Here is a 15,554-nt window from a genome sequence, read left to right as displayed (position 1 = left end):
CATGCCTGTTCACGCACTGAGCCAACTCCTACGGGATCACGGAACCACGGAATCGAGGGAGGCCGACGGCGTCCGCCGGGCCCGGACCCAGCATGTCCGGACGCGATCACCCGCGACGATCCTGCTGCCGCCCGGCTCCCGGTGGGGCTAACCCCCGCCTCCCGCGGCTCACCGTCCCGGCACCTCGACCCCCATCACCTCCCGCGCGTGACGGCTCGGAACCATGCCGAGGCGCCATGCCTGCCAGCCCGTCTCCAGGTCGGCGCCGCGCTCCAGGAGCAGGCCGTACGCCTGGACGTAGTCGGCCAGTTTGCCGTCGCGGGTCGGGTGGTCGGCGCGGGCCAGTTGGTTCAGCTCCTCCTGGGCGACGGCCGTGCCGATCTCCCAGCCGCCCGGTGAGGCGTACGGCAGCAGGGTGCAGCGCAGGAAGCGCGCCCAGTCGGCGCCGCGGTCGTCGCCGTACGACGTGAACAGGGTGATCGCCTCGTCGCAGAGGGCGAGCGCCTGCTGCGTACGGGAGTTGCCCGCGTCCACGACCACCAGTTCCAGGCAGGTCCACGCCTCGCCGTGCGCGACGCCGATCCGCTGGAAGTCGGCGCGGGCGTCCACCAGGAGCTGGCGGGCGAAGCCGGAGTTGCGCAGCGAGCCGGTCTGCGCGGCGCGCTGGTCGCGGGTGACGCGCGCGGAGTGGTGGCGGGCGCACGCCAGGCCGTACACGTCCCGCATCCGGGAGAACATCGTGCGCGCCCGTTCGAGCTCCCGCACCGCCTGGTCGAGGCTGCCGGTCTCCTCCAGGGCCTGGCCGAGGTAGTACAGGGACCAGGCCTCGCCGCGCGCGTCCTCGTTGTCGCGGTGCCGGGACACCGCCTGGCGCAGGCCCTCCACCGCGGGCGAGGGGTCGCCGTCCACCAGGCGGGCCCGCGCGAGCTGGGTCAGCGCCCAGGCCTCGCCGCGCGCGTCGCGGGTGCGGCCGTACAGGTCGAGGGCGCCGCGCAGCTCGCTCTCCGCGCTCGGTACGTCGCCCATGCGCAGGCGCAGCTGCCCGAGCTGGAAGTGCGTCCACGCCTCGCCGTGCACGGAGCCGCTGTCGCGGTGCAGGGTCAGCGCCCTCTCCAGCATGTCGAGCGCGTGTGCGAGATGGGCGCGGTCGCGCTCCACCGCCGCCAGCGCGTGCAGCGTCCAGGCGCGGTCGCCCGCCAGCTCGTCGGCGGCCTGGAGGTCCAGCGCCTCCGTCAGCCGGGCCGCGGCCTCCGTGAGGTTGCCCTGATGGTGCAGGGTGATGCCGAGGGAGCCGAGCGCGCGGGCGGCCGCGGCGTCCTGGTGGGCCTCGAAGTAGAGGTCGACGACGGAGTTCAACGTCGTACGCGACTGGTCGAGTTCGCCGAGCTGGCGGGCCGCGATGCCCGTGCGCCACTGCACGCTGCGGCCGAGCAGGCCCTGGTCGATGGCCTGGGTGAGTTCGTTGATCTCACCGAGGCGGTAGAGGTCGCCGCGCAGCAGGCAGTAGTCGCACAGGGCGCCCAGGAGGTTGAGGACGGCCCGCTGGTCGACGCCGTCCGCGTGCCGCAGCGCGGCCGTGATGAACGTCGACTCGTCGTCCAGCCAGCGCAGCGCCGCGTCGAGCGAGGCGAAGCCGTGCTGCCCGAACTGGTCCGCCCGGGTGGACGTCTTGCCGTCGACCAGGCGGATCACCGTGTCGGCCAGCTCTCCGTAGCTGGCGATGAGCCGCTCCTGCGCGGCGGTGCGCTCGGCGGGCTCCTCCTCGTCGAGGAGGCGGGCCTGCGCGAAGGAGCGTACGAGGTCGTGCAGGCGGTAGCGGCCGCCCCGGAGCCTGTCCACCAGGCCGGCCCGGGACAGCGCGGTCAGCCGGCGGCCCGCCTCCTGCTCGTCCGTGGCGAGCAGCGCCGCCGCGGCGGCCGGGCCGAGCGAGGCGCGCCCGGCGAGCGCGAGGCGCCGCAGCAGCCGCCGGGCGGACTCGGACTGGTCGGTGTGGCGCAGCCACAGGACGCGCTCCACGGGACTGACCTTCTCGGCGGGGCCGTACGCCGCCAGGTCGGCCGCCAGTTGGCGCGGCGAGCGCGGGCCGAGCGCGGAACCGGCGGCGCGCAGCGCGAGCGGCAGACCGCCGCACAACTCCCGTACGGCGTCCGCCGACTCGGCGTCGTAGGGCCCGGGAAGCTCCTCGGCGGACTCCCGGAGCAGCTCCTCCGCGCCCGCCTCGTCCAGCGCCTCGACCGGGAGCCGGTGCACCCAGGCGGGCATGTCCGCGGGGAGCTCAAGCGGCTCACGGGCGGTGACCAGGACCAGGCTGTCGGAGCGCTCCGGCACCAGGGTGCGGACCTGCTCGGCGTCCCTGGCGTCGTCGAGGACGATCGCCACCGCGACGCCCGTCAGATACTGGTGGTACAGCTCGCTGAGCCGCTTGACCTGCTGTTCCTGCGAGGAACGCTCCCGGAAGAGCAGCTGCTCGCGCGGCGCGCCCAATCGATTCAGCAGATGCAGCAGCGCGTCACGTGTGGACAGCGGGGTCTCCCCCGGGGCGTCCCCGCGCAGATCCACCACACACGCGCCCCGGAACTGGTCCCGCAGATCGTGCGCGGCCCGCACCGCCAGCGAGGACCTGCCCGAGCCCGGCGCGCCGTACAGCATGACGACCGTGGGCCGCGTGTCGGTGCTGGCACGCGCCGCGTGCACCCACTGGGCGATCCGCCCCAGCTCGGCCCTGCGCCCCGCCAACGGCCCCTCACTCACCGGCAGTTGCTCGAAGGACTGCTGGAGCACGGAGCGTCTGCGCGCCGCCGCGCTCTTGTCCGTGCCGCGCAGCTGGGGCGCGGTCTTCTTCGCCGTCCGCGTGCCGGTCGACGCGGCGAGGACCCGCTGCTGGTCGATGAAGGGCCGGATGCCCCGCACTTCCAGCGCCGTCAGCCACTGGAGCCGCAGCTGCTCGGGCCCGCCCGGCTGGCTGAGCGCCCCGGCGCGGCGGCTGGCCGCCGGCACATGGGAGGCGGTCACCTTCAGGACGGTCGTCGCCGCGCCCGCCACGGCGACGACCGCGCCGGTGGCGAGAGCCGTGCCGACGCTCGTGCCGAACGACAGGTCGGACACGCCGGCCGCGACGGCGGCAACCACCGCCACCAGCAGGGGCGTTCCGGCGCCCTCGCGCGCGTACCGCTGCCCGAAGGTGAGCCGCCCGGCGTCCGACTCGTCGAGCGCCCGGGTGTACGTCTCGTACTCCTCGGCGGCCGTCTGCGCCATGGCGTCGAGCGCACCGCGCGCCCGCGAGAGCAGGACGCCCCCGTCGACGCGCCCGCCCGAACGCCGCACCTCCTCCTCCACGGCCCGTGCCAACAGCCGCTCGGCGTCGGCCCGATGGCTGTCCCGCATATGGGTTCCCCCTCCGAGAGCAACAGTCACCTGCGGCCACAAGTGTCCTGCGTGCGGGGCTCCGACGCGAGGGAGTCGGCGGATCAGGGCCCGGCGTACGTGAGCGGGGCACCCGGTGTGCGCGAGGATGGGGGGTATGCCGAACCGACTGGCCCATGAGACGTCCCCCTACCTCCTCCAGCACGCCGACAACCCTGTCGACTGGTGGCCCTGGTCGGCCGAGGCCTTCGAGGAGGCGCGCGAACGCGGCGTGCCGGTGCTGCTCAGCGTCGGGTACAGCAGCTGTCACTGGTGCCACGTCATGGCGCACGAGTCCTTCGAGGACGAGGCGACGGCCGCGCTCATGAACGAGAAGTTCGTGAACATCAAGGTCGACCGCGAGGAGCGGCCCGACGTCGACGCCGTCTACATGGAGGCCGTGCAGGCCGCGACGGGCCAGGGCGGCTGGCCCATGACCGTCTTCCTCACCGCCGACGCCGAGCCCTTCTACTTCGGTACGTACTTCCCGCCGGAGCCGCGGCACGGCATGCCGTCGTTCCCGCAGGTCCTCGACGGCGTCCACCGGGCGTGGACGGACCGGCGCGGCGAGGTCGCCGAGGTCGCCGGGAAGATCGTGCGCGAGCTGGGGGAGCGGCAGCTCACCCAGGGCTCCGGCGAGAAGCCCGGCGAGGACGAGCTGGCGCAGGCGCTGCTCGGCCTGACCCGCGACTACGACGCGGCGCACGGCGGCTTCGGCGGCGCGCCGAAGTTCCCGCCGTCGATGGCGGTGGAGTTCCTGCTGCGGCACTACGCCCGCACGGGCTCCGAGGGCGCGCTCCAGATGGCCGCCGACACCTGCGAGCGGATGGCGCGCGGCGGCATCTACGACCAGCTCGGCGGCGGCTTCGCGCGCTACTCCGTCGACCGCGAGTGGGTCGTGCCGCACTTCGAGAAGATGCTGTACGACAACGCGCTGCTGTGCCGCGCGTACGCCCATCTGTGGCGGGCCACGGGCTCGGACCTCGCCCGGCGTGTCGCCCTGGAGACCGCGGACTTCATGGTCCGCGAACTGCGCACGAACGAGGGCGGTTTCGCCTCGGCGCTCGACGCGGACAGCGAGGACCCGGCGACGGGCGCGCATGTCGAGGGCGCGTACTACGTGTGGACGCCCCAGCAGTTGAGGGAGGTGCTGGGGGAGGCCGACGCGGAGCTGGCGATGGCCTGCTTCGGTGTGACGGAGGAGGGCACGTTCGAGGAGGGTGCTTCTGTCCTTCAACTGCCGGTGTCGGAAAGCCCCTTGGCTGATGCCTCGCGGCTCGAATCGGTGCGGGAACGGCTCCTCGCCGCGCGCGCCGAGCGGCCCGCGCCCGGCCGTGACGACAAGGTCGTCGCCGCCTGGAACGGCCTCGCGGTCGCCGCGCTCGCCGAGGTCGGCGCGTACTTCGACCGGCCGGACCTCGTCGCGGCCGCCGTGGGCGCGGGCGATCTTCTCGTACGTCTCCACATGGACGCCCGCGCGCGGCTCGCCCGCACCTCGAAGGACGGGCAGGTCGGCGCCAACGCGGGCGTCCTCGAGGACTACGCCGACGTCGCCGAGGGCTTCCTCGCGCTGGCCTCCGTGACGGGGGAGGGGGTGTGGCTGGAGTTCGCTGGGTTCCTGCTCGACCACGTCCTCGCGCAGTTCGTGGACGCGGAGAGCGGGGCGCTGTACGACACGGCGGCGGACGCGGAGCGGCTCATCCGGCGGCCGCAGGACCCCACGGACAACGCGGCGCCCTCCGGATGGACGGCGGCCGCGGGGGCGCTGCTGTCGTACGCGGCGCACACGGGGGCCTCGCCGCACCGGACCGCGGCGGAGCGGGCGCTCGGCGTCGTCAAGGCGCTCGGGCCTCGCGTGCCGCGGTTCATCGGGCACGGGCTCGCCGTCGCCGAGGCGGCGCTCTCCGGGCCTCTTGAGGTGGCTGTGGTGGGTGAGGTACTGGGTGAGCTGCATCGGACGGCGCTGCTCGGCACGGCGCCGGGCGCGGTGGTGGCCGCGGGGCCCGAAGGGTCCGACGAGCTTCCGCTGCTCGCGGGGAGGGGGCTGATCGGGGGCCTCCCCGCGGCGTATGTGTGCCGCGGCTTCGTCTGCGACGCGCCTACGACGGATCCGGCCGCGCTCGCGTCGAAGCTGTCCTGAGGCGTTGCTTCGCTCCGCGGGGGCCCATCTGGGTCTCAGCTTGTCCTACCGTTCTGACGCGGGCCCACGCCAGTCATTCGTAGGATCGGTGAACCCGAGGACTCCGGGTATGGCAGTGAGCTTGTCGCCGCTTGATGGCTGAAATGACTTGGCCGCCCGGAGCCCGTGACGGTGGTGGCGACACCCTCATCATCGATCAGCGCCCATATCACCGCCGCGGCAGGGAACCCGCTTCGGCGCTCACCCTATGTGGTCGTCACTGCCGGCTCTCCTGGACGCCACGGCCACGGCTCTGGAGACCGGCAGAGCCGTGGATGGCTACCTGCCCGTCGCAGTCGACGAGACCGAACTGGACTGGGCGTGGGAAGGGGGCGATCAGCAAGAGCGGGCGAGGAGCAGATCCGTACGGCAGAGCACCTCGACTTCACCGCCGTGGGCGTCCAGCAGGCGGGCGACGGCAGCCAGGGCGCAGGCACGGATGTCTTGTGGCAGGAGGCGGTATGCGGAGGTCGAGGCGAGATAGGAGAGATACCGGCTGGTCGAGAAACGCTGTACGTCTGTGAAGAAGCAGGTGCGGATGTCAGTGAACCGGCCGTCGCGGTGACAGTCGGCCAGCGCGGTGGCCATCAGGGACGCGTCGGCGTGGTGCGCCCGCGTGCCCACGGTCACGGTGAGGGGCAACGGTGCGACCGGGGCGGTGGTGACGAGTGGATGGGTGATGCCCCGTCCGGCCTCGACAGCTTCGAGTACGGCGCGCAGCCGAGGATTGCGGACCGTGTGCGGGTTCCAGAACAGGGCGATCGTGCCGCCCGGGACAAGGGCTGCGTGGGCCAGGCCCCAGCGGTGCGCGGGCTGCAGCCAGTGCCACGACGCACCGGCGAAGAGCAGGCCGTAGCGGTGTCCGGCGGACCGCCACCGTTCGAAACGGGTGACTTCCACTCGCACTTTCGGATAGGGAGCGGTGTTGCGGCGCAGTACACGCGCCATGCGGGGGTCGGGTTCCAGGCACAACAGCGGAAGGCCGCGGGCGGCGAAGGGCAGGGTGGCCTTGCCAGTGCCCGCGCCGATCTCCACCGCTGTGGGATGTTCCAGTGCGGCGTAGGTGAGCACGTACGTCACCAGCCGGTCCGGGTATCCGGGCCGCGCGGAGTCGTACAACTCGGCTGCTTCCCCGAACAGAGTGCCGCGCGTGGTCCCGTGCTCATCCCTGGTCATCGTCGGCTCCGGGATCGCTCTGGATCGGCGAGGGCAACGTATCCGCCCATGGCATGCGGTCGGCCGTCACAGGCCCGGGACCGCTCCCCCCTACCCCCGGACGGGCTCACGGACGCGCCACGTTCATGGGCAGCCGCCATCCTGGAAGTCGTCGACAGCTGCTCGGCGGAACGAATCCCTCATCACCTCATCGAAGGGCAAGCACGCATGGACACGAGTGTCGCCAGCTCCGTAGACCGCAAGTTGCAGCGTCTCTTTGTCGCGATGGACACCGACCGCGACGGCTGCATCGACTGGTCCGACCATCAGCGGGTCGTCGACCGCTACCTGGAGGTTTTCTCCGTACCGGCATCGAGTCGCAAAGGCCGGGCCCTTCAGGCCGCGTACGCGATGCTGTGGCAGGAACTGCTGCGCCACGCGGACACCGACCAACAGTTGTCGTGCCCGCAGTTCGTTGCAGCCAGCCGCGCCCTGAGTGCGGACACCAGCCGTTTCAACCGGGTCGAAGGCATCTCACACGCTGTCTTCGACCTCATGGACGCCGACGGTGACGACGTACTCAGCAGGGAGGAGTTCTCCGGGCTCCTGTCAGTCTGGGACAGCACGGCGCCCGAGGCCTGGGAGACCTTCGACGGGATGGACACCGACAAGGACGGCAGGATTTCGCGCCAGGAATTTCTCGAGGCGATGACACAGTTTCACACTGCCGGCGACCCACACCGCCCGGGAAGCCAGTTCTTCGGAAGCGTGGCCTGACCGCCGACGTTGTAGGTGATGGTGGCCGCGACCAGCAGCCGTATCCGCCTGGTGAGGATGTCGCGGCGGGCCGGGCCTATGCCGACGGATATCTCGGCGGTCATCAGCAGCAGCCCTTCTCGTCCGCGTCCGCACACGCCTTGTCGGCTTCAACGGCGATCACGGCAGTGCGTAGATCGTCCAGCGCGTGACCGAGGCGTTCATCGGCGAGCTCGTAGCGGGTGCGCCGGCCGACCGGCACCGCGACGACCAGGCCGCAGTCACGCAGGCACGCCAGGTGGTTCGACAGCCGGGTCCGAGAGATCTCCAGAGCGTCGGCGAGGTCGGCGGGGTGGGCCGGGGCCTCGCGCAGGGCGAGAAGGATCCGGCAGCGGATCGGGTCGGCGAGGGCGCGGCCGAACCGCGCCAGCACCTCGATGTCAGCAGCGAGAGTCAGCACACCACGACAGTACACACGGTGCTGAATTCAGGGGACCTTGCACTGAAGGCCGGGGCCCCGGGCACCATGACTGATCTCCCGGGGCTCCCGCTCTCTGAGGACCGACCTGGCGGCGGCCGTCGCCCCGGCCCCCACCAGCATGGTCTTGACCTGGGTCGTGAACTGCCGCATCGGCCCGGCTCGGGGTTCGGCGATGTCGCTTCGTCGTGGAGTTCCTGGGTGTGACGCGGCCGATCTGGCGGGGGCCTTTCCTCTCCACACCTACCGGAGTCGCCCGATCGGCAGGATGCGTGGTCGCGCTTCTCCGACACGCTTGCGCGACGGGCGGGTCCTGTGGGTCTTGGTCCGCGGTGTCCTTTGTGGAAACTCTCGCGGTGTGGCTGGCGGCCCCGTCCCGGCCGCCGGTTTCCTCGGCGGCGAGTCAGGCGTCTGCCGTGCGGCGCGGTTCTGCTCCGGCGCGGTGTTCGGCGTTGATGCGTTGGGCTTCTTCGAGTTGGTCTTCGAGGATGATGATGCGGCAGGCGGCTTCGATGGGCGTGCCCTGGTCGACGAGTTCGCGGGCGCGGGCGGCGATGCGTAGCTGGTAGCGGGAGTAGCGGCGGTGTCCGCCCGTGGAGCGCAGTGGGGTGATGAGGCGGGCTTCGCCGATGGCGCGCAGGAAGCCTTGGGTGGTGCCGAGCATGTCGGCGGCCCGGCCCATGGTGTAAGCGGGGTAGTCATCGTCATCGAGACGGCCGAAGGAATCGTCTGCTGTCATTGCACCTCTCTGTGGAACGCGTTGGAGGGGCCCGGGTGCGCTATGGCACCCGGGCCCCGAAGGAACTGCGACATCATGTGCCGGCCCTAGTGCCGCGCCGGCCTTCTGTTTCCGCATCGCCACCCGGGGGTGACCGGGGAATGCGGGGATCGCGGTTGCGTGACCGGAGACCACCTCACTATCGATGTCCTGCGGTACCCGGGCTCAAGGCTTTTGCCCGGGCGATCCTGATGACGCCCCAACTCCTCCGTTCTTCCCTCTGGTTCAACTATTTGCCAGCGGACCGCCGACACTGCGTACTGCTTTGTCCTGCTGGTGATGCGAACTGCTGGTGACCTGAGCAAGCGTCACCGTCTTCGGCAGCCAGCCCCGTCGCCCCTCTTGCGTCTGCTCTGGCTTAGAACCCCGCTGCCGAACGTCCCGGTACGCGCGCCGCAGCCTGACGCCTTTACCGAGGAACCACTGGCACTGCCGACTGCACTTGCATGTACTGCGGTATTGCCGTGGCGGCCCCTGAAAACCGCGGGCCACCCGGTCCGGTCGTCAGCCCCGTCGCCGTACTGCGCAATCTTGGCTCCGGAACTCCACCACCGCACCGTCCTGCACTTACGCGTACTGCTTTCCGGCAGTTCATCCCTGCCGGACCTGCTTGATCTCTTGGCTACGGACAAGACACTAACCCCAGCCAGCTCCACATGTCTACCTCAGCCAACACAGATTTTCTGTATGGCCCGGCAGCGAAGCCCTGACATCCACAGCACCTATTACTGATCTCTTCGGGATGTTGTTGGAGAGGGTGACGGGTGGTGATCCCTGCGGCAGGCCGGTGGTACGCGGTACACGCAGGGCGGCGGGCTGACCGCGGGTGAGTGAGCGGTCGGTGCAGCGATGGCGGTGGGCCTGGCGCGAGGCGGCACGACCGCCCTCGCCTCGGCCGGACCGCCGAATCTGCCCAAGCTGACCGACGACCGGTTCGCCGAGCTGGAGAAGGAGCTGGCCGGCGGCCCGGCCGTGCACGGCCGGGAGGACCAGCGCTGGACCCTGGCGAGCCTCCCGGTGGAAGTGCTGGGCCGGATGCGCCCGGACGCGTCCTGAGCCGGCAGACGCCGCCACTGCGGCACGACCGCAACGGCCGGCCGGCCGAGTACGGCACGAGGTTCAGCTTCACCGAGCCGCCCGCCTGGGGCGAGCCGCATGCTGCCACCGCTCAGGTCACCGACCGATACGGCACCGTCAGGGCCATAACCTGGGACCGGCTGCACCCGCGTCTGACTCACCGCTCGGCATGGATCGACCATGACGGCGAGCTTCCGATGATCGAGGGCACGGTCATCCGCCTTGACGTGGACCGCCTGCCCGGAGACAGCACCCCGGTTCCCGTCCGGCTCTGGTCCTCGTCGACCGGCCTGACCAGTACGGGCGTCGATCATCGCGGCCCACACTCAACTCCGCCCGGCGCGGCCGTTGGCAACCTCCGCGCGGCATTGCCGTGTCCCGCCCGGGCACCGAAACGCACCGGCCCGGGTCCCGGACGGCCCCCAGGGTCGAAGAACAGACAGGCGGCACTTCGCTACGACGTCGGCAAGACAGTCAAACGCCTCGAAACTCTGTTGATCTCGTACACGTGCCACGGTGGAGGGCTCTGTACGCACAGGGCTCTCTGTTCGCAGTGGCCCGGCAGTGGGTTTTGCGGAGAGCTTCCGGGTGCTCCGCGTGGCGTGTCGGTACGCCTTTGTGGGATGGGCCGGCGGGCGGATTCTGCCGTTACCGGGCGGGTCGGAGTTCCTCTTCACGGCTGCGGACGCCTTGCTCCGGCCTGGCAGGGGGTGGGTTGTGGTGCCCAGTTCGAAGCTGGTCGGCAGCGTCAGCGTGGAGCGTTACGAGCGGATCGTGGCCGGGCTGCGTGATGCGGTCGAGAAGTTGTCGAAGAGCTGTGGACGCGAGTTCTGGGAACACCGACACCCGGCGGTGGGCAGCGGCCGGACGCCTCCCGGCCGCTTGAACGCATACTCGCCGTCCGCCAGATCAGCAGGCCGACGCTCTCTACAGATCAGTTTTCGCGTTGCCGCTCACGTGTTCGGAACGATATAGGCTCCGTTGTGCTCGCCGCCCTGACACCTATCTACCCCAAGGTTCCCCATCGGGCCGTCCATCACCGGCTGACCTCCTCCCTCACGGCACGTACTCCCGAAGACGGGACCATCGCTGGGCGCGGCTTGGGCGACATCCGCAAGTCCGAAGGCTGCTCCCATTGCCATCACCAGTGCTGCTGCAACCTGCGCAGGTCGACTCATGAATGCCTCCTCCCAATCGGGACGGCCCGGACGGCCGTCACAGCAGGAAGGCTGTCACCGGCAGGGGATGTGCGCTGGAACCCCTTCGCGCATGTCACGTAGACCACCCGATCGGTGCAGGTCTCCGAAGCGCCCCCTAAGCCTCGGTCAGGCCTGCGCTCTCCGCCCCCGGAGCTTCACGAGTACAGGGCCGTGGCACATGTACGAGATCAACAGGGGTTCAGGGATGGGCTCTCAGGCGCCCAGTGCTGTTCCGCCGGCGGTGAACACCGGTCCGGACGGGCTGGGTGATCACTACCGTCCGGTCTCATGACGACAGTTACCACGCGTACGGTCGCGTACCCGGCCGACGGCCTCACGATGATCGGGCACCTCGCGCTCCCGGCCGGTGCCGGCCGCAGACCGGCGGTGCTGGTCGGGCCCGAGGGGCCGGGGCTGAACGACTTCCAGCGGCGCCGGGCCGACGCCCTCGCCGAGCTGGGGTACGTGGCGCTGGCCTTCGACATCAACGGCGGGCGCTGGTTCACCGACCCCGAGGAGATGCTGGCGCACACGACGCCCCTGCTCGCCGACCCCGGCCGGATGCGGGGCATCGGCCACGCGGCGCTCGACGTGTTGCGCGCCGAACCGCGGACCGACCCCGACCGGATCGCCGCCGTCGGCTACGGCACCGGCGGCGCGATCGTGCTGGAACTCGGGCGCGACGGCGTCGACCTGCGCGCGATCGGCACGGTCAACGCACTGACCACGGGCCGGCCGGGCGAGGCGGCGCGCATACGCTGCCCGGTGTGGGCCGGGGTCGGGTCGGAGGACCCGATCATGCCGCCCGCGCAACGGGACGCGTTCGCCGCCGAGATGCAGGCGGCGGGCGTCGACTGGCGCCTCGTGGTCTACGGCGGCGCCCTGCACGCCTTCCACCACCCGCCGGTCGACCAGGCCGTGGTCCCCGGCGTCGGCCACCACCCACGACACGCGCAGCGAGCCTGGCACGACATCGTCGACCTGCTCGCGGAGTGCTTGCCCGGGGATTGAAAGCCCGTCCGACGATTAAGGACGAACCCGGCGAACCCGGCGACCACGCCGACGTAAGCACCGCCCGCGTCAGCGCAACCCCGGCGTCAGCGCACCGCTCCGGCGTCAGCGCACTGCTCCCGGCGGCGGCGCACCGGCCCGGGGGCAATGCACCGCCCGCGTCAGCGCGCCGCCCGCGTCAGCGCAACCCCGGCGTCAGCGCGCCGCTCCGGCGTCAGCGCGCCGCTCCGGCGTCAGCGCGCCGCCCCGGTGCCAGCGCAACCCCGGCGTCAGCGCACCGCTCCGGCGTCAGCGCACTGCCCCCGGCGGCGGCGCACCGCCCCGGCGTCAGCGCGCCGCCCCGGCGTCAGCGCGCCGCCCCGGCGTCAGCGCGCCGCCCCGGTACCAGCGCAACCCCGGCGTCAGCGCACCGCCCCGCGTCGCGCAAGCACCGACCCCGCGTCAGCGCACCGCCCCGCCGAACTCCCCCACCGCCCCCGCCACAATCGCCTCTAGCCGGTCATGATGGGCGCCCCGCCAGTACACGCGGGAGCAGGCCCCGCACTGGGCGAAGACCTCGTACGTGCCCCGGGTGCCGCCCTCGACGAGGTCCGCCACCTCCTCCTTCGTGGCCGTCCGCAGCTCGCCGTTGCAGGCAGTGCAGCGCGTCCAGGGGCGCAGTGGCGGGGTGAAACGCCCGAGCACGTCACGGAGTTGTTCCTCGGGGCGGTCGCTGTAGACGTACGCGCCCGCCCACAGCTCGCGGCGCCGCAGCAGGCCCCGGTCGCGGCTCAGCAGGACGCGCCGCTCGGCCGCCGAGCGCGTGGCGAGGGCGGGGTCGCCGATGTCCGTGCTCTCGTACGCCGCGTCGACGCCGAGCAGCCGCAACCGCCGGGCCAGCGTGCCGAGATGAACGTCGAGGAGGAAACGGAGCGGGGCGCCCGGCACGGGCTGGGGGCGCGTCACCGCGCGGACCGCGACGGTCTCGCCCGCCGCCGGGACGTGCCCGGCGGCGACCTCGCGGCCGTCCACGACGAGCGCGCCGACCTCCGTCAGCGGGACGCCGAGGGACTCGACCACGTGCCCGAGCGTGGACGCGCCGTCCGTAACCGCCTTGGTGGGGCCGCCCCTTCGCTCCTGCGGGACGAAGGTGCCCAGCTCGGGGGCGAAACTGACGAGGATCTCCGGACCGTTCATACGGTCAGGATGGCACGGTGCGGGCCGCGGCCACCGGGGGTTTCACGCCTCGGCCGCCCCGGCGAACCCGCTCACCAGCATGTCCAGCGTGCGGTCCACGAGGGTGGCCAGGTCGTCCTGGTGGTCGTGCTCGGCCCAGTACGCCGCGGTCTCGGTGAGCGCGCCGATCAGGCCCATCGAGAACGCCCGCACCTCCAGCTCGCCGGGGTCGCGGCCGGTGCGCTCGGCGATGACGCGGCACAGGATGCCGCCGGTGACCGACATGCTCTCCAGCATCCGTGACCGTACGGCGGGCACCTCGATCATCAGCTTCGTCCGGAGCCTGGAGACCTCCGGCTCCTCCGTGAAGCCGAGGCCCACGGCCCCGCGCAGCACCTGCCGCAGCGACTCCACGAACGGTTCGCCGGCGGGCCGCTTCCGCAGCTCGCTCTCCAGGAGCGGGTCGAACTCGTCGGTGAGGACGATGTCCTCCTTGGTGGGGAAGTAGCGGAAGACCGTGGAGGGGGAGACCTCCGCCGCCTCGGCGATCTGCTCGACCGTCGTCGCCTCGTACCCCTGCTCCCGGATCAGCCGGTACGTCGCCTCACGGATCGCGACGCGGGTCTTGAGCTTCTTCCGCTCGCGCAGCCCCAACCGGGGGGCGGACGCGGGGAGGGGAGTGGATGCGGCCGTCATGGCGTTCATTGTCGGGCATCCACCGGCGCCTTGCCCACGTCCCGCGGCGGCCGCCCCGGCCCGTCGCCGGACTTCGGCAGCAGCGCGGCGACGAGCAGCGCCGTCACCAGGGCGGCGACGCCGCTGACCAGCAGCACGAGGCCCATGCCGTGAACGTACGCGGCGTCGGCGGACGCGGCCAGGCGCGCGCTGCCCAGCCGGTCGGCGACGGCGTGGGCGGCGACCACCGAGTCCCCGGCGGCGTCGGCCGCGGGCCCCGGCAGCCCGCCGGTGTCCAGCTTGCGCGCGTAGGCCGAGGCGAGGAGCGAGCCGAGCAGCGCGATCCCGAGCGCGCTGCCGACCTGCCGTACGGTCATCATCAGCCCCGAGCCGGAGCCCGCGCGGTCCACGGGCAGCGCGCCGAGCGCCGAGTCCATGGCGGGCACGACCGCGAAGCCGAAGCCGAGTCCGGCCACCGACAGCCACAGGGCGGTGAAGCCGTAAGGGCTGTCGACCTCCGTACGGCTGCCGAGGATCGCGGCGAAGGCGAGCACCACGAGGCCGCCGCTGATCACCGCGCGCGACCCGAAGCGCCGTACGACGGGCTCCGCGCCCTTCGCGGCGACCAGCAGGCCGCCCATCATCGGCAGCATCCGCACACCGGTGCCGAAGGCGTCGTTGCCGAGGACGGCCTGGAGGTACTGAGGCAGGACGAACAGCAGGCCGGACAGGACGAACATGACCAGCGTGGCCGCCATGGTGTTCAGGGAGAAGCCGCGGTTGCGCAGCAGGGTCATGTCGAGCATGGGGCGCGTCATCCGGCGCTCGCGCAGGACCAGCGCGGCCAGCAGGGCGGCGGCGCCCGCGAACATGCCGAGCACGAGGGGGTGGCCCCAGCCGCGGCCGGGGGCTTCTATGACGGCGTAGATCAGCGCGCCGAGACCGGCGGCCGTCAGGGCGGTGGAGACCGCGTCGACCTTGGGCGAGGACGGGTCGCTCGTCTCGGGCAGCAGGAAGAGACAGGCGACGAGGCCGATCGCGACCATCGGGACGTTGATCAGGAAGATCGAGCCCCACCAGAAGTGGTCGAGCAGCCAGCCGCCGACGATCGGCCCGAGCGGCGCGCCGAGCGCGGAGGCGGCCGAGACGATGCCGACGGCCTTGGTCCGCTCGCCCGGTTCGAAGAGCGCGGGCAGTACGGCGAGGGCGAGCGGCATGACGAGGGCGCCGCCCATCCCCATGACCGCGCGGGCCACCACGACGAGGGAGACGTCGTCGGCGAGGGTGCCGATGAGCGAGCCGGCCAGGAAGACGCCGAGCCCCACCATCAGGACCTTGCGCCGCCCGAACCGGTCGCCGAGGAGCCCGGCGGGGAGCATCAGCGCGGCGAAGACGACGACGTACGCGTCGGCCATCCACTGCTGCTGTCCGGTACTGGCGCCGAGCTGATCGGCCATGGTCGGCAGCGCGGCATTGAGGATCGTCAGGTCGAAACCGAGCACGAGCATGCTCGCGACGAGGGTGCCCAGCGCCCACCAGCGGCGGGGGTCCTGCCGCGCGGCGGCAGGCGAGCTGATGACAGTGGCCATGAATTGAGAGTAACTCTCAAAAGGTACCCACTGTCAAGTGCACGCAAAAAAGTGGCCGCGACTGAGAAGCCGCGGCCACCGAAGGGGAGGAGTCAGGGGG

General features: G+C 71.8%; 10 protein-coding genes and 2 pseudogenes. 4 read left to right on the top strand and 8 right to left on the bottom strand.

The window, feature by feature from the left end:
* Positions 1-168 precede the first annotated feature (168 nt).
* The gene (locus ACWDVB_RS30335) at positions 169-3,384 is read right to left on the bottom strand and encodes a tetratricopeptide repeat protein (protein WP_451515011.1); all 3,216 of its coding nucleotides are present in this window, start codon (positions 3,382-3,384) and stop codon (positions 169-171) included.
* A 136-nt stretch (positions 3,385-3,520) separates the two neighbouring features.
* Between ACWDVB_RS30335 and ACWDVB_RS30330 the strand changes: the two genes are divergently transcribed.
* Positions 3,521-5,542: a thioredoxin domain-containing protein gene (locus tag ACWDVB_RS30330; protein ID WP_451515012.1), complete on the top strand. Its 2,022-nt coding sequence runs from the start codon at positions 3,521-3,523 to the stop codon at positions 5,540-5,542.
* Between the two features lie 375 nt (positions 5,543-5,917).
* Here the strand turns inward: ACWDVB_RS30330 and ACWDVB_RS30325 are convergent, their stop codons facing one another.
* Complete coding sequence (locus tag ACWDVB_RS30325; protein ID WP_451515013.1) at positions 5,918-6,757, bottom strand: class I SAM-dependent methyltransferase; 840 nt, start codon at positions 6,755-6,757, stop codon at positions 5,918-5,920.
* 207 nt (positions 6,758-6,964) lie between these two features.
* Between ACWDVB_RS30325 and ACWDVB_RS30320 the strand changes: the two genes are divergently transcribed.
* Positions 6,965-7,513, top strand: coding sequence for an EF-hand domain-containing protein (locus tag ACWDVB_RS30320; protein ID WP_451515014.1), 549 nt, complete (start codon positions 6,965-6,967; stop codon positions 7,511-7,513).
* Between the two features lie 5 nt (positions 7,514-7,518).
* On the opposite strand, the pseudogene ACWDVB_RS30315 reads toward ACWDVB_RS30320, so the two are convergent.
* The 3 genes and pseudogenes from ACWDVB_RS30315 to ACWDVB_RS30305 form a co-directional block, all read right to left on the bottom strand.
* Positions 7,519-7,617: pseudogene (locus tag ACWDVB_RS30315) on the bottom strand (cation transporter); the annotation flags it as partial.
* Complete coding sequence (locus tag ACWDVB_RS30310) at positions 7,617-7,952, bottom strand: ArsR/SmtB family transcription factor (protein WP_451515015.1); 336 nt, start codon at positions 7,950-7,952, stop codon at positions 7,617-7,619. The pseudogene ACWDVB_RS30315 and the gene ACWDVB_RS30310, both read right to left, overlap by 1 nt.
* A gap of 421 nt (positions 7,953-8,373) precedes the next feature.
* Positions 8,374-8,709, bottom strand: coding sequence for a MerR family transcriptional regulator (locus ACWDVB_RS30305; RefSeq protein WP_451515016.1), 336 nt, complete (start codon positions 8,707-8,709; stop codon positions 8,374-8,376).
* 1,035 nt (positions 8,710-9,744) lie between these two features.
* On the opposite strand from ACWDVB_RS30305, the pseudogene ACWDVB_RS30300 reads away from it, so the two are divergent.
* Together ACWDVB_RS30300 and ACWDVB_RS30295 are read left to right on the top strand one after the other, a co-directional pair.
* Positions 9,745-10,322, top strand: a pseudogene (locus tag ACWDVB_RS30300) (transposase); the annotation flags it as partial.
* 990 nt (positions 10,323-11,312) lie between these two features.
* Positions 11,313-12,035 carry a dienelactone hydrolase family protein gene (locus ACWDVB_RS30295; protein ID WP_451515017.1) on the top strand — a complete coding sequence of 241 codons (723 nt, stop codon included), beginning with the start codon at positions 11,313-11,315 and terminating at the stop codon, positions 12,033-12,035.
* Between the two features lie 441 nt (positions 12,036-12,476).
* Here the strand turns inward: ACWDVB_RS30295 and ACWDVB_RS30290 are convergent, their stop codons facing one another.
* From ACWDVB_RS30290 to ACWDVB_RS30280, 3 genes are read right to left on the bottom strand one after another with little or no spacing between them, the layout of a single operon-like run.
* Entirely contained in the window at positions 12,477-13,211 is a 735-nt protein-coding gene (locus ACWDVB_RS30290) for a Mut7-C RNAse domain-containing protein (RefSeq protein ID WP_451515018.1), read from the bottom strand.
* A 42-nt stretch (positions 13,212-13,253) separates the two neighbouring features.
* Positions 13,254-13,886, bottom strand: a complete 633-nt coding sequence (locus ACWDVB_RS30285) for a TetR/AcrR family transcriptional regulator (RefSeq protein WP_451515019.1) — start codon at positions 13,884-13,886, stop codon at positions 13,254-13,256.
* 5 nt (positions 13,887-13,891) lie between these two features.
* Positions 13,892-15,454: an MFS transporter gene (locus tag ACWDVB_RS30280; protein WP_451515020.1), complete on the bottom strand. Its 1,563-nt coding sequence runs from the start codon at positions 15,452-15,454 to the stop codon at positions 13,892-13,894.
* Positions 15,455-15,554: the final 100 nt, after the last annotated feature.

It is taken from the genome of Streptomyces sp. NPDC003379 (assembly GCF_053589195.1).
Note: the sequence above shows the minus strand (reverse complement) of the source record. Positions and strands in the feature narration are given on the sequence as shown.